The sequence below is a fragment of the Streptomyces sp. NBC_00654 genome, from assembly GCF_026341775.1.
Classification (GTDB): domain Bacteria; phylum Actinomycetota; class Actinomycetes; order Streptomycetales; family Streptomycetaceae; genus Streptomyces.
Genome location: NZ_JAPEOB010000001.1, coordinates 467920 through 491175, shown reverse-complemented (window position 1 = coordinate 491175; position 23256 = coordinate 467920). Strand labels below are relative to the sequence as shown.

Annotated in this window: 21 protein-coding genes and 1 tRNA gene; 12 read left to right on the top strand and 10 right to left on the bottom strand. The window is 68.4% G+C overall.

Annotated elements, in window-relative coordinates; all coding sequences use genetic code 11:
• The 3 genes from dnaJ to dnaK form a co-directional block, all read right to left on the bottom strand.
• A complete protein-coding gene (dnaJ, locus tag OHA98_RS02220; RefSeq protein WP_266922400.1) occupies nucleotides 1–1191 on the bottom strand; it encodes a molecular chaperone DnaJ in 1191 nt (396 codons plus the stop codon).
• 93 nt (nucleotides 1192–1284) lie between these two features.
• Nucleotides 1285–1935: a nucleotide exchange factor GrpE gene (grpE, locus tag OHA98_RS02215; RefSeq protein ID WP_266804949.1), complete on the bottom strand. Its 651-nt coding sequence runs from the start codon at nucleotides 1933–1935 to the stop codon at nucleotides 1285–1287.
• A complete protein-coding gene (gene dnaK / locus OHA98_RS02210) occupies nucleotides 1932–3779 on the bottom strand; it encodes a molecular chaperone DnaK (RefSeq protein WP_266922399.1) in 1848 nt (615 codons plus the stop codon). The genes grpE and dnaK overlap by 4 nt, the downstream gene beginning before the upstream one ends.
• 352 nt (nucleotides 3780–4131) lie before the next feature.
• Between dnaK and OHA98_RS02205 the strand changes: the two genes are divergently transcribed.
• The 3 genes from OHA98_RS02205 to OHA98_RS02195 all read left to right on the top strand — a co-directional run bounded on the left by OHA98_RS02205 (nucleotide 4132) and on the right by OHA98_RS02195 (nucleotide 8514).
• Nucleotides 4132–4884 carry a sugar transferase gene (locus OHA98_RS02205; RefSeq protein ID WP_266922398.1) on the top strand — a complete coding sequence of 251 codons (753 nt, stop codon included), beginning with the start codon at nucleotides 4132–4134 and terminating at the stop codon, nucleotides 4882–4884.
• An 81-nt stretch (nucleotides 4885–4965) separates the two neighbouring features.
• Nucleotides 4966–7233 carry a (Fe-S)-binding protein gene (locus tag OHA98_RS02200; RefSeq protein ID WP_266922397.1) on the top strand — a complete coding sequence of 756 codons (2268 nt, stop codon included), beginning with the start codon at nucleotides 4966–4968 and terminating at the stop codon, nucleotides 7231–7233.
• Nucleotides 7234–7560: 327 nt separating this feature from the next.
• A complete protein-coding gene (locus OHA98_RS02195) occupies nucleotides 7561–8514 on the top strand; it encodes a Yip1 family protein (RefSeq protein WP_266922396.1) in 954 nt (317 codons plus the stop codon).
• 81 nt (nucleotides 8515–8595) lie between these two features.
• Here the strand turns inward: OHA98_RS02195 and OHA98_RS02190 are convergent, their stop codons facing one another.
• On the bottom strand, nucleotides 8596–9093 hold the full coding sequence (locus OHA98_RS02190; protein WP_266922395.1) for a phosphoribosyltransferase: 498 nt from the start codon (nucleotides 9091–9093) through the stop codon (nucleotides 8596–8598).
• Between the two features lie 10 nt (nucleotides 9094–9103).
• Nucleotides 9104–9679, bottom strand: coding sequence for a dCTP deaminase (dcd, locus tag OHA98_RS02185; RefSeq protein WP_266922394.1), 576 nt, complete (start codon nucleotides 9677–9679; stop codon nucleotides 9104–9106).
• A gap of 543 nt (nucleotides 9680–10222) precedes the next feature.
• Between dcd and OHA98_RS02180 the strand changes: the two genes are divergently transcribed.
• Nucleotides 10223–10296: transfer RNA gene (locus OHA98_RS02180), tRNA-Gly, on the top strand.
• A gap of 261 nt (nucleotides 10297–10557) precedes the next feature.
• On the opposite strand, the gene OHA98_RS02175 is transcribed toward OHA98_RS02180, so the two are convergent.
• The 4 genes from OHA98_RS02175 to OHA98_RS02160 all read right to left on the bottom strand — a co-directional run bounded on the left by OHA98_RS02175 (nucleotide 10558) and on the right by OHA98_RS02160 (nucleotide 13815).
• Nucleotides 10558–11406: a hypothetical protein gene (locus tag OHA98_RS02175; protein WP_266922393.1), complete on the bottom strand. Its 849-nt coding sequence runs from the start codon at nucleotides 11404–11406 to the stop codon at nucleotides 10558–10560.
• Nucleotides 11407–11765: 359 nt separating this feature from the next.
• The gene (locus OHA98_RS02170; RefSeq protein ID WP_266922392.1) at nucleotides 11766–12923 is read right to left on the bottom strand and encodes a tyrosine-type recombinase/integrase; all 1158 of its coding nucleotides are present in this window, start codon (nucleotides 12921–12923) and stop codon (nucleotides 11766–11768) included.
• The gene (locus OHA98_RS02165; RefSeq protein WP_014046958.1) at nucleotides 12923–13141 is read right to left on the bottom strand and encodes a helix-turn-helix domain-containing protein; all 219 of its coding nucleotides are present in this window, start codon (nucleotides 13139–13141) and stop codon (nucleotides 12923–12925) included. Before OHA98_RS02165 ends, OHA98_RS02170 begins: the two co-directional genes overlap by 1 nt.
• A gap of 188 nt (nucleotides 13142–13329) precedes the next feature.
• The gene (locus tag OHA98_RS02160) at nucleotides 13330–13815 is read right to left on the bottom strand and encodes a helix-turn-helix transcriptional regulator (RefSeq protein ID WP_266922391.1); all 486 of its coding nucleotides are present in this window, start codon (nucleotides 13813–13815) and stop codon (nucleotides 13330–13332) included.
• 446 nt (nucleotides 13816–14261) lie between these two features.
• Here OHA98_RS02160 and OHA98_RS02155 point away from each other — a divergent pair, with 446 nt between their 5' ends.
• From OHA98_RS02155 to OHA98_RS02140, 4 genes are all read left to right on the top strand, one after another.
• Nucleotides 14262–15344, top strand: a complete 1083-nt coding sequence (locus OHA98_RS02155) for a DUF3631 domain-containing protein (protein ID WP_266927657.1) — start codon at nucleotides 14262–14264, stop codon at nucleotides 15342–15344.
• 188 nt (nucleotides 15345–15532) lie between these two features.
• Nucleotides 15533–16306, top strand: a complete 774-nt coding sequence (locus OHA98_RS02150; RefSeq protein WP_266922390.1) for a DUF2637 domain-containing protein — start codon at nucleotides 15533–15535, stop codon at nucleotides 16304–16306.
• Nucleotides 16307–16528: 222 nt separating this feature from the next.
• Nucleotides 16529–17053, top strand: coding sequence for a plasmid mobilization relaxosome protein MobC (mobC, locus tag OHA98_RS02145; protein ID WP_266922389.1), 525 nt, complete (start codon nucleotides 16529–16531; stop codon nucleotides 17051–17053).
• Nucleotides 17050–18753 carry a mobilization protein gene (locus OHA98_RS02140; protein ID WP_266922388.1) on the top strand — a complete coding sequence of 568 codons (1704 nt, stop codon included), beginning with the start codon at nucleotides 17050–17052 and terminating at the stop codon, nucleotides 18751–18753. The genes mobC and OHA98_RS02140 overlap by 4 nt, the downstream gene beginning before the upstream one ends.
• Before the next feature lie 32 nt (nucleotides 18754–18785).
• On the opposite strand, the gene OHA98_RS02135 is transcribed toward OHA98_RS02140, so the two are convergent.
• Nucleotides 18786–19628, bottom strand: coding sequence for an NAD(P)-dependent oxidoreductase (locus tag OHA98_RS02135; protein ID WP_266922387.1), 843 nt, complete (start codon nucleotides 19626–19628; stop codon nucleotides 18786–18788).
• Between the two features lie 300 nt (nucleotides 19629–19928).
• Here OHA98_RS02135 and OHA98_RS02130 point away from each other — a divergent pair, with 300 nt between their 5' ends.
• The 4 genes from OHA98_RS02130 to OHA98_RS02115 all read left to right on the top strand — a co-directional run bounded on the left by OHA98_RS02130 (nucleotide 19929) and on the right by OHA98_RS02115 (nucleotide 23196).
• Nucleotides 19929–21158: a helix-turn-helix domain-containing protein gene (locus OHA98_RS02130; protein ID WP_266922386.1), complete on the top strand. Its 1230-nt coding sequence runs from the start codon at nucleotides 19929–19931 to the stop codon at nucleotides 21156–21158.
• A gap of 283 nt (nucleotides 21159–21441) precedes the next feature.
• The gene (locus OHA98_RS02125) at nucleotides 21442–21660 is read left to right on the top strand and encodes a hypothetical protein (protein WP_266922385.1); all 219 of its coding nucleotides are present in this window, start codon (nucleotides 21442–21444) and stop codon (nucleotides 21658–21660) included.
• The gene (locus OHA98_RS02120) at nucleotides 21657–21866 is read left to right on the top strand and encodes a hypothetical protein (RefSeq protein WP_266922384.1); all 210 of its coding nucleotides are present in this window, start codon (nucleotides 21657–21659) and stop codon (nucleotides 21864–21866) included. The genes OHA98_RS02125 and OHA98_RS02120 overlap by 4 nt, the downstream gene beginning before the upstream one ends.
• A gap of 97 nt (nucleotides 21867–21963) precedes the next feature.
• Nucleotides 21964–23196 carry a hypothetical protein gene (locus OHA98_RS02115; protein WP_266927655.1) on the top strand — a complete coding sequence of 411 codons (1233 nt, stop codon included), beginning with the start codon at nucleotides 21964–21966 and terminating at the stop codon, nucleotides 23194–23196.
• Nucleotides 23197–23256: the final 60 nt, after the last annotated feature.

The window sequence follows — 23256 nt, the reverse complement described above, 5'->3', positions numbered from 1 at the left end:
TCAAGCTCCCTTCGCAGCCTGGAACAGCTCCGCCCGCGGGTCCTGGTCCGCGGTCGCCTTCCGGTAGGCCTCCAGCGCGTCCTCGGCCTCTTGCGCGAGGTCCTTGGGCACGTCCACCTCGACGGTGACCAGCAGGTCGCCGCGGGTGCCGTCCTTGCGTACGGCGCCCTTGCCGCGGGCGCGCATCGTACGTCCGTTGGGGGTGCCTGCCGGGAGCTTCAGGGTGACCGCGGGCCCGCCGAGCGTGGGCACCTTCACCTCGCCGCCGAGCGCCGCCTCCGGGAAGGTGACGGGCACGGTGATGGTGAGGTTGTCCCCCTTGCGGCCGAAGACCGGGTGGGCGTCGACATGGACGACGACATAGAGGTCGCCGGCCGGGCCGCCGCGCTCCCCCGCTCCGCCCTTGCCGCGCAGCCGGATCCGCTGGCCGTCGAGGACGCCCGCGGGAATCCTGACCTGCATGGTGCGGGCCGACTTCGCCCGCCCGCTGCCCTTGCAGACGTCACAGGGGTCCTGGGCGATGAGGCCCCGGCCCTTGCAGTCGACACAGGGGTCGGTGAGCGAGAAGCCGCCGCCGGTGCCGCGCGAGACCTGGCCGGTGCCGACACAGGTCGGGCAGACCCTCGGGGTGCCGTTCTTGTCGCCGGTGCCCGAACACGCCTTGCAGGGCGCCTGGCTGGACATCCGCAGCGGGACCGTGGCCCCGTCGACCGCCTCGGTGAAGCTGAGCGTCACCTCGGACTCGATGTCCTGGCCGCGGCGCGGCTGCACACGCGTCCCCGCACCGCCCCGGTTGAACAGGCCGCCGAAGACGTCGCCCAGACCGCCACCGCCGCCGAATCCACCGGCCCCGCCGCCCTGACCGCCGCCGCCCTGGGTGCCGCCGAAGAGGTCGCCCAGGTCGAAGTTGAAGTTGCCTCCCGCGCCACCGGGACCGGCCCGGAAGCCACCGTTGCCGAAGAGGGCGCGCGCCTCGTCGTACTCCTTGCGCTTCTTGGCGTCACCGAGGACGTCGTTCGCCTCGGAGATCTCCTTGAAGCGCGACTCGGCCTTCGCGTCACCCTTGTTGGCGTCCGGGTGGAACTCGCGGGCGAGTTTGCGGTACGCCTTCTTGATCTCGGCGTCGGTGGCGTCCTTGGGGACGCCGAGGACCTTGTAGTAGTCCTTCTCGACGAAGTCCTTCGTGCTCATCGACGTCCCTCCTTCCGGACGATCGGCCGAGCGACCGGCCTGTGGGCCGGTCGCTGGGCCGGGCGGTACACACCGGGATGGTCGGACGGAATGTCAGACCTCCTCGGTGCCACCGCTCTCCTCGTCATCTGCCTTCTCTTCCTTCGCCGCCGCGGGCGTGGCGCCCGGCTGCGGCTCGGCGACGGCCACCCGCGCGGGGCGGATGGTGCGCTCGCCGATGCGATACCCCGGCTGAAGGATCGCCACGCAGGTCGTCTCGGTGACGTCCGGCGCATAGCTGTGCATCAGGGCCTCGTGGATCGTCGGGTCGAAGGGCTCGCCCTCCTTGCCGAACTGCTGGAGGCCCAGCTTCGCGACGGTCGTCTCCAGCGATTCGGCCACCGACTTGAAGCCGCCGACCAGCTCACCGTGCTCCCGCGCGCGGCCGACGTCGTCGAGCACGGGCAGCAGCTCGGACAGGAGGTTCGCCGAGGCGATCTCCTTGACCGTGACCCGGTCCCGCTCCACGCGGCGGCGGTAGTTCTGATACTCGGCCTGGAGCCGCTGGAGGTCGGCCGTGCGCTCGGCGAGCGCCGTACGGACCTGGTCCAGCTGTGCCGTCAGGCCTGCTGTCTGGTTAGCGTCCCCGGCCGGGGCCGCCGCCTCCTCCTCGGAGGGAGCGGCGGCCTTCGGCTCGGCGTCGTCGGAGGTGGCGCCGGAGGGGACGTCGGGCTTCTCGTCGAAGCCCGGGGTCTCCTCGGTCACGCCGCACCGCCCTTCGTGTCCTTCTCGTCGTCCACGATCTCGGCGTCGACGACATCGTCATCGGCCTTGGCACTGTCGCCCGGCGCGTCGGCGCCCGGCGTCGCACCGGCCTCGGCGTTGGCGTACATGGCCTGGCCCAGCTTCTGGGAGACGGCCGCGACCTTCTCGGTGGCGGTACGGATCTCGGCGGTGTCCTCGCCCTTGAGCTTCTCCTTCAGCTCGCCGAGCGCGGTCTCCACCTCCGTCTTCACATCACCGGGGACCTTGTCCTCGTTGTCCTTGAGGAACTTCTCCGTCTGGTAGACGAGCTGCTCACCCTGGTTGCGGGACTCGGCGGCCTCACGACGACGGTGGTCCTCGTCGGCGTACTGCTCGGCCTCTTCGCGCATCCGGTTGACCTCGTCCTTCGGCAGCGAGGAGCCACCGGTGACGGTCATCTTCTGCTCCTTGCCGGTGCCGAGGTCCTTGGCAGCGACGTGCATGATGCCGTTGGCGTCGATGTCGAAGGCGACCTCGATCTGCGGCACCCCGCGCGGGGCCGGCGGCAGACCGGTGAGCTCGAACATTCCGAGCTTCTTGTTGTACGCCGCGATCTCGCGCTCGCCCTGGTAGACCTGGATCTGCACGGACGGCTGGTTGTCCTCGGCCGTCGTGAAGATCTCGGAGCGCTTGGTCGGGATGGTCGTGTTGCGCTCGATGAGCTTCGTCATGATGCCGCCCTTGGTCTCGATACCCAGGGACAGCGGGGTGACGTCGAGCAGCAGGACGTCCTTGACCTCGCCCTTGAGGACACCGGCCTGGAGCGAGGCGCCGATGGCGACGACCTCGTCCGGGTTCACACCCTTGTTGGCCTCCTGGCCACCGGTCAGCTCCTTGACGAGCTCGGCGACGGCCGGCATACGGGTCGAGCCACCGACGAGAACGACGTGGTCGATCTCGGAGAGCGCGATGCCCGCGTCCTTGATGACGTTGTGGAACGGGGTCTTGCAGCGGTCCAGCAGGTCGGCGGTCAGCTGCTGGAACTGGGCGCGCGTGAGCTTCTCGTCCAGGTGCAGCGGGCCCTCGGCGGACGCCGTGATGTAGGGCAGGTTGATCGTGGTCTCGGTCGAGGACGAGAGCTCGATCTTCGCCTTCTCCGCGGCCTCGCGGAGACGCTGGAGAGCCATCTTGTCCTTGGACAGGTCCACACCGTGACCGTTGGCGAACTGCTTCACCAGGTAGTCGACGACGCGCTGGTCCCAGTCGTCACCACCGAGGTGGTTGTCACCGTTGGTGGCCTTCACCTCGACGACGCCGTCACCGATCTCCAGGAGCGACACGTCGAAGGTGCCGCCGCCGAGGTCGAAGACGAGGATCGTCTGGTCGTCCTTGTCGAGGCCGTACGCCAGAGCGGCGGCCGTCGGCTCGTTGACGATACGCAGGACGTTCAGGCCCGCGATCTCGCCGGCCTCCTTCGTCGCCTGACGCTCGGAGTCGTTGAAGTACGCCGGGACGGTGATGACCGCGTCGGTCACCTTCTCGCCCAGGTAGGACTCGGCGTCCCGCTTCAGCTTCTGCAGGATGAAGGCGCTCATCTGCTGCGGGTTGAAGCTCTTGCCGTCCAGGTCGATCTTCCAGTCAGTGCCCATGTGGCGCTTGACGGAGCGGATGGTCCTGTCGACGTTGGTGACCGCCTGGCGCTTGGCGACCTCGCCGACGAGCACCTCGCCGTTCTTGGCGAAGGCGACGACGGACGGCGTGGTCCTGGCGCCTTCGGCGTTGGTGATGACGGTGGGCTCGCCGCCTTCGAGAACGCTGACGACGGAGTTAGTCGTGCCCAGGTCGATGCCGACCGCACGTGCCATTTCAATTCCTCCAACTGACTACTTGAGTGGATCTGACTCAAGAATGCATGACTCCCGTCCCAGAGTCAACAGACCTGAGTCGGCTGCACTCAACTTAAGTGCTCACACCCCTCGCGGCCAGGGCTTTCCAGACCTCGACGCACGCCACACACCGCCTCGGGCCCACCCGGCGCCCCGCATCACGCGCCACACCTGCCACCGCAGACCGCGCGCAGCCCACCCACACGGGAGGCCACGCCACACCCCGGCGCACCCCCCACCCACCATCCCACCGTGGGATCGTTCTGTCACAAAATGCCGTGAGCCGGTCATAACCGGCACACCATCGGACCTCGAACCCCGGGTGGGCACGATGCAGGACGCGAGGCAGCGGCGCGTGAGGCAGCAGAGGCAACGGCGACAGCAGCAGCAGCGACAGCAGCAACGGCGGGAGCGGAGCCGACGGAGCCCGTACCGGCACGGCGTGATCGCACCGCGTGCCCCCGTACGTACGGCCGCGCGCGCGGCGGCACACACGACGGCGGACGCGGCGCACCGCTTCACCTCCCGCGTGACGGCCAAACGCGTGCTGGACCTGCTCCTCGGCTCGGCCCTCCTGGTCCTGGCCGCCCCGGCCCTCGCCGCGGGCACCCTCGCACTCGCGGTGAAACACCGGTCCGGCGGCGTACTGGAGCGCCGGACCCGGATCGGGCTGCATGGCCGGCCCTTCGAACTGCGTTCCCTGCGCACCCGCCGGCTCCGGCTCGACCTGCTCTCCCGGCTGCCCCACGTCATCCGGGGAGACCTCTCCCTCGTGGGCCCCGCACCGCTGGCGCCGGGCGACCCGGGGGCCGGAACCGCCGGAGCCAGGTACTGGCGTCACGAGCTGCGACCGGGCCTGACAGGCTTGGCCCAGGTGCGGGCCCGGTCCGGAATGCCCTGGGACGAACCCGCACTGCTCGACCAGCACTACGCCGAGCACCATGGAACGGTGCTCGACCTCGCCGTTCTGGCCGAGTCCGTACACCGCCCGCTGCGTGCGGCGCTCCGCCGGCCCGCCCGGCGCGGCAAGGCACACCTGAGCGACACAGATCACCGCTTGTCCGGCTACAGAGCCGCGGAATAAGTGGGTAGTGTCAGCACAGACTGATTAAGTTACTGCTTAGTAGTGTTGGATCCCACCCTCGCAGGCCCGAGGAGCCCCCACATGCAACTCGCCGCGATCATCGTGTCGCTGGTGCTGACCGTCGTCGGCGTCGCGCTCCTCGCCCGAGCCGTCGCGCAGATCTACCGTTTCGTCCGCCTCGGACAACCGGTACCCGCGGGCAGCCGCACCGACGACCCCAAACAGCGCACGATCACCCTGGTCAAGGAGTTCCTCGGCCACACCCGGATGAACCGGTGGGGCATCGTCGGCTTCGCGCACTGGTTCGTCGCCATCGGCTTCCTGACCCTGCCGCCGACGCTGCTCCAGGCGTACGGACAGCTCTTCCAGGCGGACTGGGTGCTGCCCGTCATCGGGGGCTGGCTGCCGTTCGAGATGTACATCGAGTTCATCGGCCTGATGACGGTCGCCGGGATCGTCACACTGATGGCGATCCGGCTGCTGAACCTGCCCTCCCGGGCCGGCCGCAAGTCGCGCTTCGCGGGCTCCAAGGCCTGGCAGGCGTACTTCGTCGAGTACGTCATCCTCGTCATCGGTCTGGCGATCCTGGTCCTGCGCGGCCTTGAGGGCGCGATCCACCACGTCGAGGGCTACGGGGCCGCGTACTTCGTCTCGTACCCCCTGGTGCTCGCCTTCAAGGGGCTCTCGCTCGGCACGCTCCAGAACCTCATCTACTTCACCGCGATGATCAAGATCGGCACCTCGCTGATCTGGATGATCACCGTCTCGCTCAACACCAACATGGGTGTGGCCTGGCACCGCTTCCTCGGCTTCCCGAACATCTGGTTCAAGCGGAACGCCGACGGCGAGGTCGCCCTCGGCGCGCTCCAGCCGATGACGAGCGGCGGCAAGGAGATCGACTTCGAGGACCCGGGCGAGGACGACGTCTTCGGTGTCTCGCAGGTCGAGCAGTTCTCCTGGAAGGGCATCCTCGACTTCTCCACGTGCACCGAGTGCGGCCGCTGCCAGTCGCAGTGCCCCGCCTGGAACACCGGCAAGCCGCTCTCCCCGAAGCTCCTGATCATGTCGCTGCGCGACCACGCGCACGCCAAGGCCCCGTACCTGCTCGCCGGTGGCGGCAAGGACATGGAGGGCAACGAGAAGGCGTCCGAGGAGCAGCTCAAGGACGTTCCGGCGGCCGCCCTCGCGGAGGCCGAGCGCCCCCTCATCGGCACCGCCGAGGAGAACGGCGTCATCGACCCGGACGTGCTGTGGTCCTGCACCACCTGCGGTGCGTGCGTGGAGCAGTGCCCGGTCGACATCGAGCACATCGACCACATCGTCGACATGCGCCGCTACCAGGTGATGATCGAGTCCGCGTTCCCGTCCGAGGCGGGCACGATGCTCAAGAACCTGGAGAAGAAGGGCAACCCCTGGGGTCTCGCCAAGAAGCAGCGCGTCGAGTGGACCAAGGAGGTCGACTTCGAGGTCCCGATCGTCGGCAAGGACGTCGAGGACCTCAGCGAGATCGAGTACCTGTACTGGGTCGGCTGCGCGGGCGCACTCGAGGACCGTGCCAAGAAGACGACGAAGGCCTTCGCGGAACTCCTCCACATCGCGGGCGTGAAGTTCGCGATCATGGGCGGCGACGAGAAGTGCACGGGTGACTCGGCCCGCCGCCTGGGCAACGAGCCGCTGTTCCAGCAGCTCGGCCAGGAGAACGTGGCGATGCTGAACATGGCGTTCGGCGAGGACGACGAGGACGAGGCGACCAAAAAGCCGAAGTCCTCCAAGAAGATCGTCGCGACCTGCCCGCACTGCTTCAACACCATCGCCAACGAGTACCCGCAGCTCGGCGGCGAGTACGAGGTCATCCACCACACGCAGCTGCTCCAGCACCTGGTGGACGAGGGCAAGCTGATCCCGGTGACCCCGGTCGAGGGCCTGATCACGTATCACGACCCCTGCTACCTGGGCCGTCACAACAAGATCTACACGCCTCCGCGCGAGATCATCGCGAAGGTCCCGGGTCTGCGCAACGAGGAGATGCACCGCCACAAGGAGCGCGGCTTCTGCTGCGGCGCCGGTGGGGCCCGGATGTGGATGGAGGAGCGGATCGGCAAGCGCATCAACAACGAGCGCGTCGAAGAAGCCCTCTCCCTCAACCCGGACATCGTCTCCACCGCCTGCCCGTTCTGCCTCGTCATGCTGACCGACTCGGTCAACGGCAAGAAGAACGACGGCAAGGCCAAGGAGTCGATCCAGGTGGTCGACGTCTCGCAGCTCCTGCTGGAGTCCGTGAAGACACCGGCGGACCCGACGGGCGAGCCGGAGACGGTGGACGCACCGGAGCCCGAACCGGCGAAGTAGCCGAACCCGTCGGCGTACGCGAGCGGCCGGACCTGCCTCGGGGGCGGGTCCGGCCGCTTTCGCGTACGGGAGCTTTCGCGTACGGGAGTCCGCGTGCGGGAGCTCCCGCGTACGGGAGTCCGCGCCTGCCCCGGACGGCCCGGGATCACGTTCCCGACGGCCCTGTTGCTGCCCTGATGGCTCCCTCCCACACCTCCCGGCGGCCCCCAAAGACCCCCCAGCTGTCCCCCCAGGGCTCCCTTAGGGGATGTCACAGCTCGGCCGCAAAGGCGGGCGGGTTCACCGGGCCCCCTCACCACACCCACCCGGACCAGGTACGTTCGATTCGTGGCTGGATTCAGGATCGGACGCGGCCGGGACAACCGCACGCCGCAGCAACCGCAGCAGCACCCGCAGCAACAGCCGTACGGGGGGCAGGCACCACAGCCGCCGTACGGCCGTCAGTCGTGGCCCCCCGCAGGGGGCAACGGCGCACCGCCGTACGGAGCACCCCAGGGCGCCCCGTACAACGGCGGACACGGCGGCGGGTACGGCGGCGGACACGGACAGCAGGGCGGCCCCGGCAACGGCGCCCACGGACACGGCGAGCCCGAGTACTTCGGCGACCCGTACCAGGAACCCCCGCACCAGGACCCGTACGCCAACAGCCCGGGTCACACACAGGCGTTCAGCATCAACGAAGACCCCTACAACGACGGCGGCGCCTACGGGGCCGGCCAGGCCCCCGCCCAGCCCGCAGGCCCGCGCCTGCCCTGGAAGGACCTGCTCACCGGCATGGTGATGCGCCCGGGGCCGACGTTCTGGCAGATGCGCGACTACCCGGTGTGGGGCCCGGCGCTCATCGTCACGTTCCTGTACGGGCTGCTCGCGATCTTCGGCTTCGACCAGGCGCGCGACGAGGCGATCAACGCGACGATCTCCACGGCCGTCCCCTACGTCATCATCACCGGCATCGGCTTCGTCATCGGCGGCCTGGTCCTCGGCGCGGTCACCCACACCCTGGCGCGCCAGCTGGGCGGCAACGGCTCCTGGCAGCCGACCGTGGGCCTCTCGATGCTGATCATGTCGGTCACGGACGCCCCGCGCCTGCTCTTCGCCCTCTTCCTGGGCGGTGAGAACTCCCTGGTGCAGGTGATCGGCTGGATCACCTGGCTGGCGGCCGGAGCACTGTTCACGTCGATGGTGAGCAAGTCGCACGACCTGCCGTGGCCGAAGGCGCTGGGAGCCTCGGCGATCCAGCTGATCGCGCTGCTGTCGATCATCAAGCTCGGCACGATCTGACCGGGCACCACACGAAGAACCCCCGGAGCGCACCGCGCTCCGGGGGTTCTTCGATACCCGTCCCCGCCCCGGGGAATGCCCTCAGGCGTCGAGAACCTGCCCGTCACGGCGTACGACGGGCTTCTCCACACTCCACGGGAAGTTGATCCACCGATCGGTCTTCTTCCACACGTACTCGCATTTCACGAGCGAGTGCGACTTCTCGTAGATGACCGCGCTGCGCACCTCGGCGACATGGTCGACGCAGAAGTCCCGGACCAGCTTCAGCGTCTTGCCCGTGTCGGCGACGTCATCGGCGATCAGGACCTTCTTGTCCGAGAAATCGATGGCATTCGGAACGGGCGCCAGCATGACGGGCATTTCCAGCGTGGTGCCCACGCCCGTGTAGAACTCCACGTTCACCAGGTGGATGTTCTTGCAGTCGAGCGCGTACGCGAGCCCGCCCGCGACGAACACCCCGCCCCGGGCGATGCTCAGCACCACATCGGGCTCGTACCCGTCGTCGGCCACCGTCTGCGCCAGCTCACGCACGGCGAGCCCGAAGCCCTCGTACGTCAGGTTCTCCCGCGCCTCGCTCATCGGTCCGCCCTCACACCTGGGTCCGGTGGAAATTCATGTACGACCGGGAGGCGGTCGGTCCGCGCTGCCCCTGGTAACGCGATCCGTACCGCTCGGATCCGTACGGGAATTCGGAGGGCGAACTCAGCCGGAACATGCATAGCTGGCCGATCTTCATTCCCGGCCAGAGCTTGATCGGCAGCGTCGCGAGATTCGAGAGCTCCAGGGTCACATGCCCCGAGAACCCCGGGTCGATGAACCCGGCCGTCGAATGCGTCACGAGCCCGAGCCGCCCCAGCGAGCTCTTGCCCTCCAGCCGCGACGCGAGATCGTCGGGCAGCGAGATCACCTCGTACGTCGAGGCGAGCACGAATTCACCGGGGTGCAGGATGAACGCCTCATCCCCCTCCGGCTCCACCGTGCGCGTCAGGTCGACCTGCTCGATGGCGGGGTCGATATGCGGATAGCGGTGGTTCTCGAACACCCGGAAGTAGCGGTCCAGCCGCACGTCGATGCTCGATGGCTGCACCATCGACGGGTCGAACGGATCAATGCGGACCCGCCCGGCGTCGATCTCGGCCCGGATGTCCTTGTCTGAGAGAAGCACGTCCCGAGGATACGCAGAACGCGCGAGCCCGCCCCAACCGGACCGCCCCGCGCGCCTGCCGAACCACTTCCCGGACCACCCGACGACACCCCGAAAACCCCGAGCGCCGCCTCCGGAAACCGGGCCTGCCCCGCTCCTACCGCTCCTCGAACACCACCGGCACCGCATGCCTCAACCGGGCACAACGCGGACACCGGATCAGCCGCCCGGGACCGATCCGGCCGGCCCCGAGCTGCTGCATCGGGAACGACGAGGTAGCAAAAACGTGCCCTTCGGCACAGCGGACGACGGTGCGCTCCATCGACTCCATCAAGTCCCTTCCCCAACCAAGCCTTGGACGAAAACGCCACATTAGGGGATGAACGGGACGCCACTCCAGGCGGCACTCCGACAACCCACGCTACGCCCCCAACTCCCGCCCCTCACACCCGCATCCACCCCTCCCCACCCCCGGAAACGACGACCGGCCCCACGACGAATACGCCGGGGGCCTGCCATGGGGTACAGTGTGCGACGATGCACCGCCGATGATCGGCGCGCTTCGCGGGTGTAGTTTAATGGTAGAACATGAGCTTCCCAAGCTCAGAGCGCGAGTTCGATTCTCGTCACCCGCTCCATGATGAAGGCCCTGGCCGGAGACCAGGGCCTTGTTTGTTGTCTAGACCACCCAGGGTGCTCCGTGCCCTCCTTGTGCCCTAAGTCGCCATTGGGACGCTGTTTCGCGAGCCGTTCGCGGCCCACTCCAGGAAAGACTGATCCGGGCATCTCGGATCACGAGACGTAATCCTTGTGACCTGCGTCACCGTTCGGGCGGTCAAGCGGGAACTCTCCACTCGACATGGACAGCGGTTCGCACAGCCATGTACGAGCAGCCAGCGTCAGAGCGGAGGTCCCGAAGAGAAGAACGTGCTGATGCTTCGCGTCAGACGTGACGCCTCGTTGAGCCCATGCCGCGCCGCCAAAAGCACGTATACGGCCACAGGGAAGGCCAGTATCGCCAATGGCACCATCAGCTCCGCCGGCACACCTAGCCCCGCGAGGAGCAGCGAGAAGAGTGTTACGCAGAGTACCGACCACGTGCACGCCTTCGCCAAGCGGAGGCCGTCCACCCGGTCAGGTGCCAACGAGCCCTCTCCAGATTCCCCGCTCGGGAGCAGCGCCTCCGGGAGGATTTCCTGAAAGCGATCGGCGGCGATGCTGCTCGCGGCAGTCGCGGCAAGCAGACCAAGCTTCCGCGCCGCGCCCTCGCGATCCCGCAGAAGTTCGTCCGCCGCCTGCGTAAACGTCGTCTCCACCAGCCGTACGTGGCTCACGAGTTCCTTTCGGATTGCCCGGCTAACCCCGAACGCAGACGCAGCGTCTCCGGCGACCTCCCGCAGAGGGAGACCAACTCTCCAGACCTTCTTTCGGAGTCGCCCTGCATCCGTGTAATGGCTTTCCGCCATACCGACCAGATCCCCACTGGCCGAGAGCAGGCTGAGGAGTGGGTAGAGCGGCTCGTAGCACCGCGCGATGTGCTCCGCGCGCCATGTCGACCACACGAAAACGAGGACCAACGAGGCGCAGACGAAGACCCCAGTCGCCCGCGGGTCGCCCCCGGGTCCGAGAACGTAAGCAGAGTAGGACCCGCAAGACGTGGGACCAACATCGAGGATCCCGCCAGGTCGACAAGCCGGGCGGTAGGTAACAACGGCTGTAACGCCCAGCACCACGAAGAAGATCAGCACTCGCCGCAGTCTCAGCAGATAGGGGGCCCATCGAAATCCAAGTGCCTTACGGACACTGTGCGTATCGAAGGCGACACCCAGATCAGCGGCAGCCTTTTCCGCCCGTCCCACATGTTTCTCAACCTGCCGATTGTGCACTCTCTGTACTGGATGCCATCGCTGCGGCGATCCTGCACCACTCACCGTTCCCCCTGTGTCCTCGGTGAGAGGCAGCGTAGATGCAACGTCTGACAGCAAGACCGAAGATGGCTATTCCGGAGGCGTATTTCGCCGCTGCGGAAGCACGCGGCACGCCGGCCGGACTCCGAAACGTATCGAGCTCGGGGCTGTGTTCGGACAGCCCCGAGCCGGTCTGCTCGTTAGGCTTCGCGAGCGCTCTGCGACCCAACGACCTCCGCTGCCTTGATCCGTTGGGCACGGACCAGGTCGTTGATGCCGTCCGCGACCTCCCGCTGCCGCTCACCATCGGAGTGCTGGTAAATCAGCGCCGCCTTCTCCGAGGACTGGCCGGCGCGGACCATCGTGTCCTTGAGCGTGGCGCCCGACTGGGTGGACAGGGTGTGGCCGGTGTGCCGGAGGTCGTAGAAGCGGAAACCCTCCGGCAGGCCGACCTCGGTCCGAGCCCTGCGCCACTTGCGGCCGAAGGTGGACCGGCGGAAGGGGGCGCCCCTCTCCCCGACGAACAGGAGCCCGTCGGGTTCCTTCTCGGCGTACCAGTCGAGGTGACGCTTCACCTCGATGTACAGGAAGGCGGGCAGGAAGACGGTCCGCCTTCCCGCGGCCGACTTGGTGTCGCCTTCGACGCGACGCCCGGTGGTCAGCTCGGGTGCAGCGTCCCGAACCTTGACCGAGAGGGGTGCGAGCGTGACGTCGGGCCGCCGCAGCGCCGCCTGCTCCTCCGGACGCATCGGTCCGTAGGCGCCGAAGTACACCATCAGCCGCCACCTCGGCCCCATGGCGTCGGCAAGCGCGTCGACCTGTTCGACGGTGGCCGTCGGGCGTTCCTTGGCCTTCTCGCTGCCGGCGCCCCTGATCCGGCAGGGATTGCGGCGGATCAGCTCGTCGTCGGCCGCCGTCTCCATGACGGCCTTGAGAAGGCGGTAGGACTTGGCGACGGTCGTCGCACCGGTAGCCTCCAGCCGCTCGACGCGCCAGGTCCGCACGCCAGGCGGCGTGATGTCATCCAGGTTCATCGAGGCGAACGCGGGCAGCAGGTGCAAGCGCAGGAGCCTTCGGTACAGCTCCTCCGTGGTGGCGGAGAGACCGCGCTCCTCGATCCACTTCATGGCGTACGTCTCGAAATTGATCGAGCCCGCGTCGGGGTCGACCCAATGCTTGCGCTCGATGTCGGCCTGGGTGAGCGTGAGCCAGGTCTGGGCCTCGGTACGCGTCTCGAAGGTCTCCGGGGCGGTGCGACGGCTGCCGTCCGGAGCCCAGTAGCGCGTCTGCCACCGTCCCGACGGGAGCTGACGGACGGTGCCGAATTCACGTCGCCGCTGCGGCTTCCGGGCGGCCATCAGGCAGCCTTCCCGAAGCGGGAACGCGCGTCGCCGAGAGTCGGAACGGTGCGCTCCTCGATGTACGCGGCGATGGCGCTCTCGGGGATCCGTACGGGCTTGCCGAGCTTGACGTAGCGGATACGGCGCTCCTGGATGAGTCGCCGGATGAAGCGCACGCCGGTGCCGAGGCGTTCGGCAGCCTGTTCCACGGTGAGGAGGGTGTCGGTAGTGGTCACCTCCCCCTGCGGTCGCGGGCGCTTAACGGGGGCGTGCGGTATCGCCGAAGGGCGCAAGTGAGTGCTCCGGTTCTGGCCGGCGGATGGGGCGGCAACCCCGGGCCTGGCCTCATGTCGTTCAGGGATGGGATGGGCATGACGGCCACAGCGGGGGTTTGCGTTCCCGCTGCGCCACGTGGTGTGGGCCGCTATGAGTCCGAGGCGGGCCCGTACTCTTCGTTGCTCTTCATCAGTTCGGTGGCGATGGCGTTGGAGACCATCACGTCAGCCTCTTCGCGGATGTCCGGGTGGTCGGCGAGATAGGCGTCGAGCTGGTCGCGGGCCTTGCGTGCCTCGTGGTTGGCACGGTTGGAGGCTCTGTAGGCGGCGACGACGTTGTCGATCAGCTCCATGGCACGGCCCATGGTCGCCAGGCTGGGCGGCCCGACGAAGTTGCTGAGCGGGATGCCGAAGATCTCGGCGAAGCCGATGGCCTCATCGAGGTTGATCCGGCGCTTGCGGTTCTCGATGCGCCAGACCGCAGACGGGTTCATGTCGAAGCCGACGTCGTTCATGCGGTCGGACAGCGTGGTGGTGCTCCAGCCGCGTTTCTCGCGCTCCAGTTTGACCCGCACAGCGGCGTTCTCCTCGCCGCTGAGGAGCACGCCCTCAGGGTTTCCCTCGTCATCCGGCATCGCCCCCTCCTCCCGTTCGCTGCGTCTACCGCCGGTTGTGCGGCATGGAACAAGATTAACATCTGTTCTGCAGATCGCATAGCACTATGCGATCTGCATAGTACTGTAGAGCACCCCAGCAGACCGCACCGATCCGCTGAGGCATGCCTTCAACCAGCACCCGACATACAAAAAGCCCCCCGGTGACCCAACACCGAGGGGCTCAGAGCGCAAACCTCACGCCGCCCATCCCTGAACGACTGACCTGCGAGGCCGGGATTGCCGTCCCATTGGCCCGCAAGCGGAGGAGCTACGTGTCCAGTATGGACGATCCCGCCCAGAGCACGCCATCCCTTCAAAACACCGCCGCCCTATGGCCGCCGGTGGCCATACCCGGCCGCCCCGCCGAGCCCGTACCGCCGCCGGCATAGGAGCCCGAACCTGCTCCGCCGTCCGAGGGCGAGGCGCTGCTCGCGGAGCTGCGGGAGCAGATTCGCCGCTACGTCGTACTGCCGAGTGGGGAGGCGTTCACGGCCGTGACCTTGTGGGTTGCGGCTACGCACTTGCAGACGGCGTGGCAGCACGCTCCGCGGCTGGCCGTCGTGGGGCCGGCGAAGCGGTGCGGCAAGTCGCGGCTGCTGGACGTGATCACCGAGAGCGTTCACGATCCGTTGATCACGGTCAACGCGTCGGCCGCCGCGGTGTTCCGGTCGATCACCGCCACACCGCCCACCCTGCTGGTCGACGAGGCCGACACGCTCTTCGGCTCCGCGAAGGTTGCGGAGAAGAACGAGGAGATGCGCGGCCTGTTCAACGCGGGGCACCAGCGCAACCGCCCCACCCTGCGGGTTTCCGGACCCAACCACGAGGTCTCGAAGTTCCCCACGTTCGCCATGGCGGCCCTCGCCGGCATCGGCGACCTGCCGGACACGATCATGGACCGGTCGATCGTGATCCGGATGCGGCGCCGCAGGCCGGGCGAGAAGGTGGCGGAGTTCCGTACTTTCCGTGACACCCCGCCGCTCCACGCGCTACGTGACCGGCTCGTCGCCTGGCTGACTCCCCTGCACGCCGAGGCGATGGAGCTGACACCGGCCATGCCGGTCGAAGACCGGGCGGCCGACACCTGGCAGCCGCTGGTGAGCGTCGCCGATCTCGCCGGCGGAGCATGGCCGGACCTCGCTCGCACCGCCTGCCAGATCATGGCCAAGCACGAAGCCGAGCACGACCAGGACCGCAGCAGCCTGGGCATCCGCCTCCTGGCCGACATCCGCCGTGCCTTCACCACTGAAGGCAACCCGCCGGCACTTCGCACCAGCCGGCTCCTCGACATCCTCAACCAGGACGACGAGATGCCCTGGGCGGAGTACACCCCCCACGGACTGACCCCTCGGGGCCTGCAACTCCTGCTCAAGGAGTACGACATCAGCTCGGTCACCCGCCGCTTCCACGGCAACGTCCAGGCCAGGGGCTTCACCCGCCTGCAGTTCGCCGACTCCTGGGCGCGCTACTGCCCCGAGCCCACCCCCGGCACGGCGACCGGGGCCTGACCCGGCACGACCCGTCACGACCCGTCTCCGCGCAGGTCAGCGCGGTGACGAGTCGCGGTCCGGTGACGAGTCGACTCATCACTACCGCCGCACTCGTACCAGCCCTGACCAGGCACGCGACGAGTCGTGACGGGTCCCCCGCCCTCAGGGCCACCTCAGCCGCAACCCGCATTCTGGAGCATTTCCCTTTGTCCTCCCCCGCCATCACCGCGGCACCGTCTGCCCCGCTGCCACTGGCCACCGCGATCCGCACAGGCGTGTCGCTGCTGGCCGTGGCCGCCTTCGCACTGTCCTACGACGCGCTGCGTCAGATGGCCGCCGCCAGCCACATCCACCGGGCGCTCACCTATGCCTTCCCGCTCGTCATCGACGGGTTCATCGCCATCGGGATCGGCGCCTTGCTCATCCTGCGGACCGCACCCCTGTCCGCCCGCCTCTACGTCTCCGCCCTGGTCGGCGTCGCCACCGCCACAAGCATCTGGGCCAACGTCCTGCACGCCATCCGCCTCAACCAGCAGACCCGCCACACCAGCCTCGCCCTCGACGACATCACCGTCGGAGTCATCTCCGCCATCGCCCCGCTCGCCCTGGCCGGAGCCGTCCACTTCTACCTCCTCGTCGCCCGACGCCCCACAGCCACCGACCGCCACAACAGCGGCGACCGCCACGAACCCGGCGCGGAACACACCATCGGGGAGCTCGCGCCACCACACACCACGGACACGGACACCGATGTGCCGCAGCAGCCCGGTAAGCCGGGAGGCAAGCAGTCGAGCGTTTCCCTGGAGCAGGCCGTGGCCATCGGCCGCACGGCTCCCCTCGGACGAGGCGACAGCGTTTCCCGCCGCAACGTCGAGAAGGCGATCCGGGACAACGGATTCGGCATGTCACGCGCCCGCCTGGACAAGGTCAAGGACCTGCTGCAGGCCGAACTCGATGCCGTCACCACAGGCACCGACTGAACCTCGCACCCCACGTCATCCCAGCCCGTTCCTCCCATGGATCAGCACGGGGGGAACGGGCCTCTCCCTCCACCACCGCTTGCAGGAGCCCCCATGCACGGCCTCGACCGCGAACCCTCGTCAGCGCAGCAGCAGATGACCTTCACCTCGGCATCAGGCGGAGCAAGGTATGGCGTTGGACCGTCCACGGGTCGGTCCAACGCAGATGCCTCCGCCCCAGGGGTGGCGGAGGAGCTCGGGCGCCAGGGGACGCCCGACCGGAACAAGCTCGTCGACACCGCCACCCGTACCGTGCTGCCGCAGCGTGCCGCCGAAGCCGCCGCCCTGCACCGAGTTTCCCGCCGCCGTCAGCGCAAAGAGACCCAGCGCAAAGAACGCGTCGACGTCCGCTACAGCATCGACGAGAAGGCAGCGATCCTCGCCGTGGCCCGGTCACTGAACATCGCCGCCGCCCACTACGTCGGCGCCGTCGTCATGGCCCACATCCACGGAGACCTCACGCTGCCTGGTCAGCGCACCCAGCTCGACGACTACATCGACGAACTCACCGCCCTCCGAGGTGAGGTCTCCAAGATCGGCCACAACATCAACCAGATCGCCAAGAAGCTCAACTCCGGCGACCGTCCACACCCTGGGGACACCGCACTCCTCGACCATGCGGAACGCGTCCTCGACACGGCCGGCACCGCCGTCCGCCACATCGCAGCAGCCACCAATCAGGCCGCCGCCACAAAGGGGCCACGGTGATCGCGAAGATCAGCAGCGGCAAGAGCACAGCCGGCCTCATCCGCTACCTCTACGGCCCCGGTCGGGCCAACGAACACACCGACCCGCACCTCGTCGCCTCCTGGGACGGCTTCGCACCCGACCCCGGCCGCACCGACGACACCGCCGCCACGAAGAAGCTCCTCGTGGCCGACCTCGACCTACGCGTCCAGCAGGCCAGGCGACTCGGCCGGGCCCCGAAGCAGCACGTGTGGCACTGCTCCGTCCGCGCAGCACCCGGCGACCGCATACTCGACGACGCCGAATGGGCGGACATCGCCCGCCGTGTCGTCACAGCAACCGGCATCGCACCGACAGACGATCCGGACGGCTGCCGTTGGGTCGCCGTCCGGCATGCCAACGACCACATCCACATCGCCGCCACCAAGATCCGAGGCGACCTGCGCACCGCACGCCACTGGCACGACTACCTCACCGCCGACCGCGAACTCGCAGCCGTCGAGAAGGAATACGGCCTCTTCCAAGTCGTACGCGGAGACCGCACCGCCGCGAATCGGCCCACCCGCGCCGAACAGGAAAAGGCCCACCGCACCGGCCACGACAAGCCCGCCCGCATACGCCTGCGCACCCTTGTCCGCACAGCAGCGGCTGCCGCCACCAACACCGAGGAGTTCCTCGCTCTACTCACCCGCACCAACGGCGTCCTCGTCGAGGTCCTGCACTTTCCCTCCGGAGAACCACGCGGCTACAAAGTCGCCCTGGAACACGACACGAACGCCGAAGGAGAACCGGTGTGGTTCTCCGGCTCCACGCTGTCACCGGACCTCTCCCTTCCCAAGATCCAGAGCCGTCTCGCCGCAGCCAAAATCTCTGCCGACAATCCCAACGGGCATGTACGGCCGCACCCGTGGCACCAAGCCACCGCGGCCACAGAGCGCATCCCTCACCACCTCGGCCGGCCGGACGCGGAAGCCGCCCAGGCCCACCTGGCCGCCCTCGGCGAAGCACTCGACGCCGTGGCCCTCACCGCACCGCCGGACATCCGTAGCGAACTCCGGTCGGCAGCCTCTGCCTTCGAACGGGCAACCCGTTCACGTATCCATGCCGAACACCACCACGCCCGCGCGCTGCGCGGGGCTGTGAAGGCCATGCTCCGCGAGCCCTCACCCAAGGACGGAGCTCTTTTGGCGATGTTCCTCGACGCCGCGCTCCTCGCCGTCATCGCCGCCGCCCGCTGGCACGACCAACGACACCACAACCAGCAGACCGCAGCCGCCCACCAGGCTCTGCTCCACCTCCAGACCGCCTACGACCGAACCTCATCCGGGCACCTGCTTGCCGCCGGCCAGCATCGGCCGCCTCAGAAGGCCGCAGTCCGGTACGCCCAGCTCATCCGCCAGGCCGCCCCCACACACGCCGACCAAATCCTCGCCGACCCCGCCACCGATGCACTGACCACCGCATTGGCCGCCGCGGAGACCGCAGGCCACGATCCCGGACGCCTGTTGCAGCGGGCAGCAGACGAACGCGCCCTCGACGACGCCCGCTCCCCAGCACGCACACTGGTCTGGCGCGTACAACGGCTTGCGCAGAGGCCCGCTCCAAGTCGGCAAGCTCAGGCGGCACAGGCACGCAGCACCGTCCTACGCCCCGTAGCTCTCCCGCAGCCTGCGGCGACGGCCCCACCCACCATTCCCGCGTCTCGCCCTCGGCGGAGGTGATCGTCCAGCGGCTACCCCTCAGCGTGAACGAATCAACGGCTCTTCTCTGACCGGAGCTGGGAGAGGGTGTGCACGACCGGCAGGTGGAACTGGTCCTTGTCCTGCTCCCAGTAGGCGAGCACCCGAGCCGTGGCTTCGGCCATGTCCGTGGGCAGGTCAGCCGCGCGGAGAGTATCGGCGACCTCTTCCATCTCGGGCGTCCAGCGCCAGGCTCGGGCTGCCACGCTCGGTAGATACTCCGGATCGGAGAGGATCGCGGAGATCATGACCTCGGCTTCGGCTGTGAGCTGATCACCGACTCCATGGGCGTCGGCGAGCGCGTGAGCGACTCCGGCGAGGGTGCGGGCGGCCTTCTGGTAGCTGGAGAAGGCCATCTTCAGCGCGGAAGCGGAACCGAGTGTGTCCCCGACGCGGCACACGTGCAGCGCAGAGTCCGCGAACAGCGACGCCACCAGCTCGACGGCAGAGTCGGCCCCTGCGAGATAGAGCCGTGTGGCACGCCCCTCGCCTGGCGGCTGACCGAAAACGGCACCGTCGACAACTGCGGAGCCGGGGCGGATCTCGTCAGCGATGCGCCGTACGCGTTGAGGGCTGATGGCGTTGACGTCGGCGTACACCCCCGCGAAGCCGTGCGCTGCCACCGCCGCCGCGACGTCCTCCGCCGCCTGTGGTGGGCAGACCGAGAGAACGACCGCGCTTCTGGACAGGGCCTCCGCGAGCGAGTCGTACGCCGTGGCACCGGCCTCTCTCCCGCGGAGCCAGGTGTTCTCACTGCGGCCCTTGGTCACCGACAGCGCCTTATGGCCGCCGGCCACGAGCTCGGCGGTGATCGCCGCGCCCATGGTTCCAGGGTGGAGGACGGTCACGGTGATCACTGGCTGCCTCCGGCGGTGCGCGACGTGGAAAGTTCCTCATCCCCATGATCCGCTGTCGTTCGGCACCGGCGGCTTCGGAATCAATGCCTGATGGCCGTCTGGGCACTGATGGCGGACAGAAGTGCCTCCGGTCTCGGACTCGCCGTTCAGGACGGGACAGCAGTACACGGGCCGCGGCCCCGACGGTCCTTGCAGCTCGTCTCACGCTGAAGCCGCGTCATGGGTACCGTGCAGGAGACGAACTCTGTACGGACAGACCGGCGGCCGCGCCGGATCGTCCGGCGGCCGGGAGGTGTCCTGATGCTGGAGGAAGCCGAGGAGATCGGCAAACGCGCTCGCAGGGCGAGGCTGCGACTGGGCATGCCGCAGGCCGACCTGGCGACGGCCCTCGGGAAGTCGCAGGGCTGGGTGTCGAAGATGGAGCGTGGCCTGATCGAGCTGGACCGGGTCGGGCTGCTCAACCAGGTGGCTGCGGAACTGCACGTCCATCCGAACGACCTGATCGGCCGCCCGTACAGCAGTTCCCCCGACGACAGCCAGTGGCAGATCGCCGCCTCGTCGATCCTGCGCGAGCTGCGCCGCTACGACCTCGTTCCCGTCTTCGACGGGGTTCCGCGACCGTCACCCCAGCTATGGCGTGAGGTGACCCGGCTGCACCGCCTTCGGGACACCGCCTCCAACGTCGCGATTCTCCGAGTTCTCCCGGATCTGTTCCGGGAGGCGCGCGCTCTGGCGGAGGACTCGGACGGGCACGAACGGGAGGAGGCGTATGCCATTTACGCCGTGTGCTGCAAGTTCGCGCACACCGCCGCGCACGCCCTCGGGCACCCCGAGCTGGTGGCCATGGCGTGCGAACGGGCCGCGTGGTCAGCGAGGCTGTCGGGAGATCCAGTGCTGCCTGCCGTCGCCGACTGGATGCGCGTCTGGGACATGTGGGCGACGGCCGACTGGACCGACGCCCTGGTGCTCTCGGACAAGGCGATCGCGTCGGTGCAACAGCCGTACGAACATGGTGATCCGCTGGCCGTACGGGCTTGGGGCACGCTTCAGCTTCGGGCGGCCATCTCCGCCGCTCGGGCCAACCGTCCATCGGAAGCGGAGGACCGGATCGGACACGCGAAGGACGCGGCGGAACGCATGGACGCGTACGTCGGCGCACCGGTGTACGACCGGCATTCGCTGACGTTCTCCGCCGGGAACGTGCAGATCCACGCGATCAGCGTGGCTCTGGAAATGGGCAAGCAGGGTAAAGCTCTGGAGATAAACCGCCGCACCAGCCCGAGCTTGGTCGGGGCACTGCCCAACTCACGTCAGGGCCACCACCACATGGACGTGGCGCGGGCCTGGCTGTGGGACGGGAACCGGGCAAAGGCCCTGGCCGAGCTGGAGGCGGCTGAGCGGATCGCGCCGCAGCTCGTACGTAACCACCCCATCGCCCGTTCAACACTCCGCAGCATCGTCTACGCCGAACGAGCAGCCACGAGGGAGAAGCTGCGGCACATGTCCGACCGCTTTCACCTGGACGGATAGGGGTCGTATTCCTCCGGCTCATATTCGAGGCTCGTCCTGTCCCTAACTTCGGGGCATGACGCGACGACGCTCTTCTCATCTCCCCTCGCAGGGTGCCGAGTTAGGTACGGCAGCACCGTTCGTTCCACGACTCGGCGACCTCGTCACGGACAGTGCTCGCAATGGCCGTGTAGGGGTCGTGGTCGCCCTCCCTGGTGAGGGCTCTGCTACGACGTACCACCTGCGTCCGCCCGGGGGCGGGGCCCCGTGGTCCGCGCCCGCCGACGGGACGACGCTCAGGCCCGTGCCGGTGAGGGCCACCCACGCCACGCTCTCGGCCGGACGGGACGCGGTCTATGACTTGAGGGCCCGACAGGGATCGGTTCCCATCGAGTTCCACCTGGATGACGGCTCGACCCTCGATGGCGCGCTCATCCTCACCTCTGCCGAGGTGGAGTGGCTGCACCAGCAGATCAGCCGCCTCGTCGACGCACACGAACGCGCCATCGGCGGCACCCCGTGACCGAGCCTCGGCGGCGCCACGCCCGAAAGGCCGCGCCGCGCTCCGTACGCTCCGAAGGCGGAGGCATCGCGCTCACGCTTCTGGCCGTCGCCGGCCTGGTGGGACCGGCCTGGGCACTGCGTGAGCAGGCCGCCCCGCTCCTCAACGGCCTCGGTCATCAGCCCGCCGCCGTCTCGGCGGGCGCGAGCTCGCCCTCCGACCACTGACTCCGCTCCGCTGTCCGGGACGTTCACCCCACGTTCCCGGCAAACGGAGCCTGCCATGCACCCGGAACATCCAGGCGTGATTCTCCAGGGAGAGATCGTGGACATCCCGTACATCGTCATCGACCAGCTCACCGCCGACCAACAGCAGGTCTGGAAGACCTACTTCGGCGACGCCGACCGACCCCGCTACATCGAGGAAGGCATCTGGCGTCGTACGCAGGAGAAGGCCACGGCCAAACAGAGCGGCTGGACGGCCGCCGACGACGCCCGGCGGCGGATCATCCACTACCGCTACCGGTACGGCCTGGTCCCCACCACCGCCGCGCCGGCCATCGGCCTGACCGACCTGTACCTCTACCACTCCGCTACCGCTCCAGCGGATGAGATCGACGCGCACCACGACGCCCTGCGGGACTCGCTCGCCACCGGCGGCTGGAAGGAGGCTCCTGGCGGATTCTTATGGACACGCCGGGATCTGAAGTGCCGGATCACCGAGCACGACGCCCACCCCCAGGACGCGGCGGCGGGCCGTACCCTCCCCGTCGGCTACCGGAGCCTGGACGTGCAGATCACCTCGGTGTCCTACGCACCGCCGCCCGCTGTCCGGCAGCTGCCGTGGAACGTCCTCTCCACCGGGATCAGGTGCAAGGACCGCCCCGGTACGCCGACCCGCGTCCCAGACCTGTCCGTCCTCGCGAACCTGCTGCCGTTCCAGGTGGAGATCGGCTGCGGTACGTCGGTCGAGGCGGGTATCCCGCCCCTGCACCGGCTCCACGAGATCTACCGGGTGACCGACCGCCAGGGCCACGAGCCTCGGGAACACCGCTTCACCCTCTCCCCGACAGCGGACACGCTCCTCCACGAGGTTCTTACGGAGCCGGAGGAGAAGACTGCGGAGTTCGTGGAGATGTTCCGCGCCTGCTTCCTGGCCGAACCGACTCCGGCGATGTGGGCGCTGAACGAACTGAAGGACGCCGGTCACCTCGTCGGCCCGGTCATCACCAACAACTTCGACGTGCTCGCGGCGCGCGCCGGGCTCGACGAGTGTTTCATGCGCCGCTACGACCAGGCCGTACCCGACGTCGAGTGGGTGGACGGCGCCAAGGCCCTCCTCGTCGTCGGCCTGCACGCCGACCGACGCAAGGTCCAGGCACGCGCCCGCGCTCGCGGCATGCAGGTCGTCTACCTGGACCCGGAGGGCTTCTGGCGCGACGGCCGGTTCATGCCGTACCCGCTGGAAGGCCCCCAGGACGGCGACCTGGTGTGCCGGGCGACCGCCGCCGAGGCACTGCCCGCCCTCGTCAACCTGCTCAAACAGCACGCTGGTTGATCCACCTGCACGAAGAGGGCCGCGCCGGGTGTTGGCGCTAGCGTGACGCACCCGGCCGGC

Excerpts from the sequence above, each read along its gene's own strand:
- dnaK (WP_266922399.1), bottom strand. The coding sequence starts at position 3,779 with ATGGCACGTGCGGTCGGCATCGACCTGGGCACGACTAACTCCGTCGTC.
- OHA98_RS02190 (WP_266922395.1), bottom strand. The coding sequence starts at position 9,093 with ATGAGCGAGGCGCGGGAGAACCTGACGTACGAGGGCTTCGGGCTCGCC.
- dnaJ (WP_266922400.1), bottom strand. The coding sequence starts at position 1,191 with ATGAGCACGAAGGACTTCGTCGAGAAGGACTACTACAAGGTCCTCGGC.
- OHA98_RS02170 (WP_266922392.1), bottom strand. The coding sequence starts at position 12,923 with ATGGCCGCCCGGAAGCCGCAGCGGCGACGTGAATTCGGCACCGTCCGT.
- OHA98_RS02205 (WP_266922398.1), top strand. The coding sequence starts at position 4,132 with ATGCAGGACGCGAGGCAGCGGCGCGTGAGGCAGCAGAGGCAACGGCGA.
- OHA98_RS02130 (WP_266922386.1), top strand. The coding sequence starts at position 19,929 with ATGCTGGAGGAAGCCGAGGAGATCGGCAAACGCGCTCGCAGGGCGAGG.
- OHA98_RS02160 (WP_266922391.1), bottom strand. The coding sequence starts at position 13,815 with ATGCCGGATGACGAGGGAAACCCTGAGGGCGTGCTCCTCAGCGGCGAG.
- OHA98_RS02200 (WP_266922397.1), top strand. The coding sequence starts at position 4,966 with ATGCAACTCGCCGCGATCATCGTGTCGCTGGTGCTGACCGTCGTCGGC.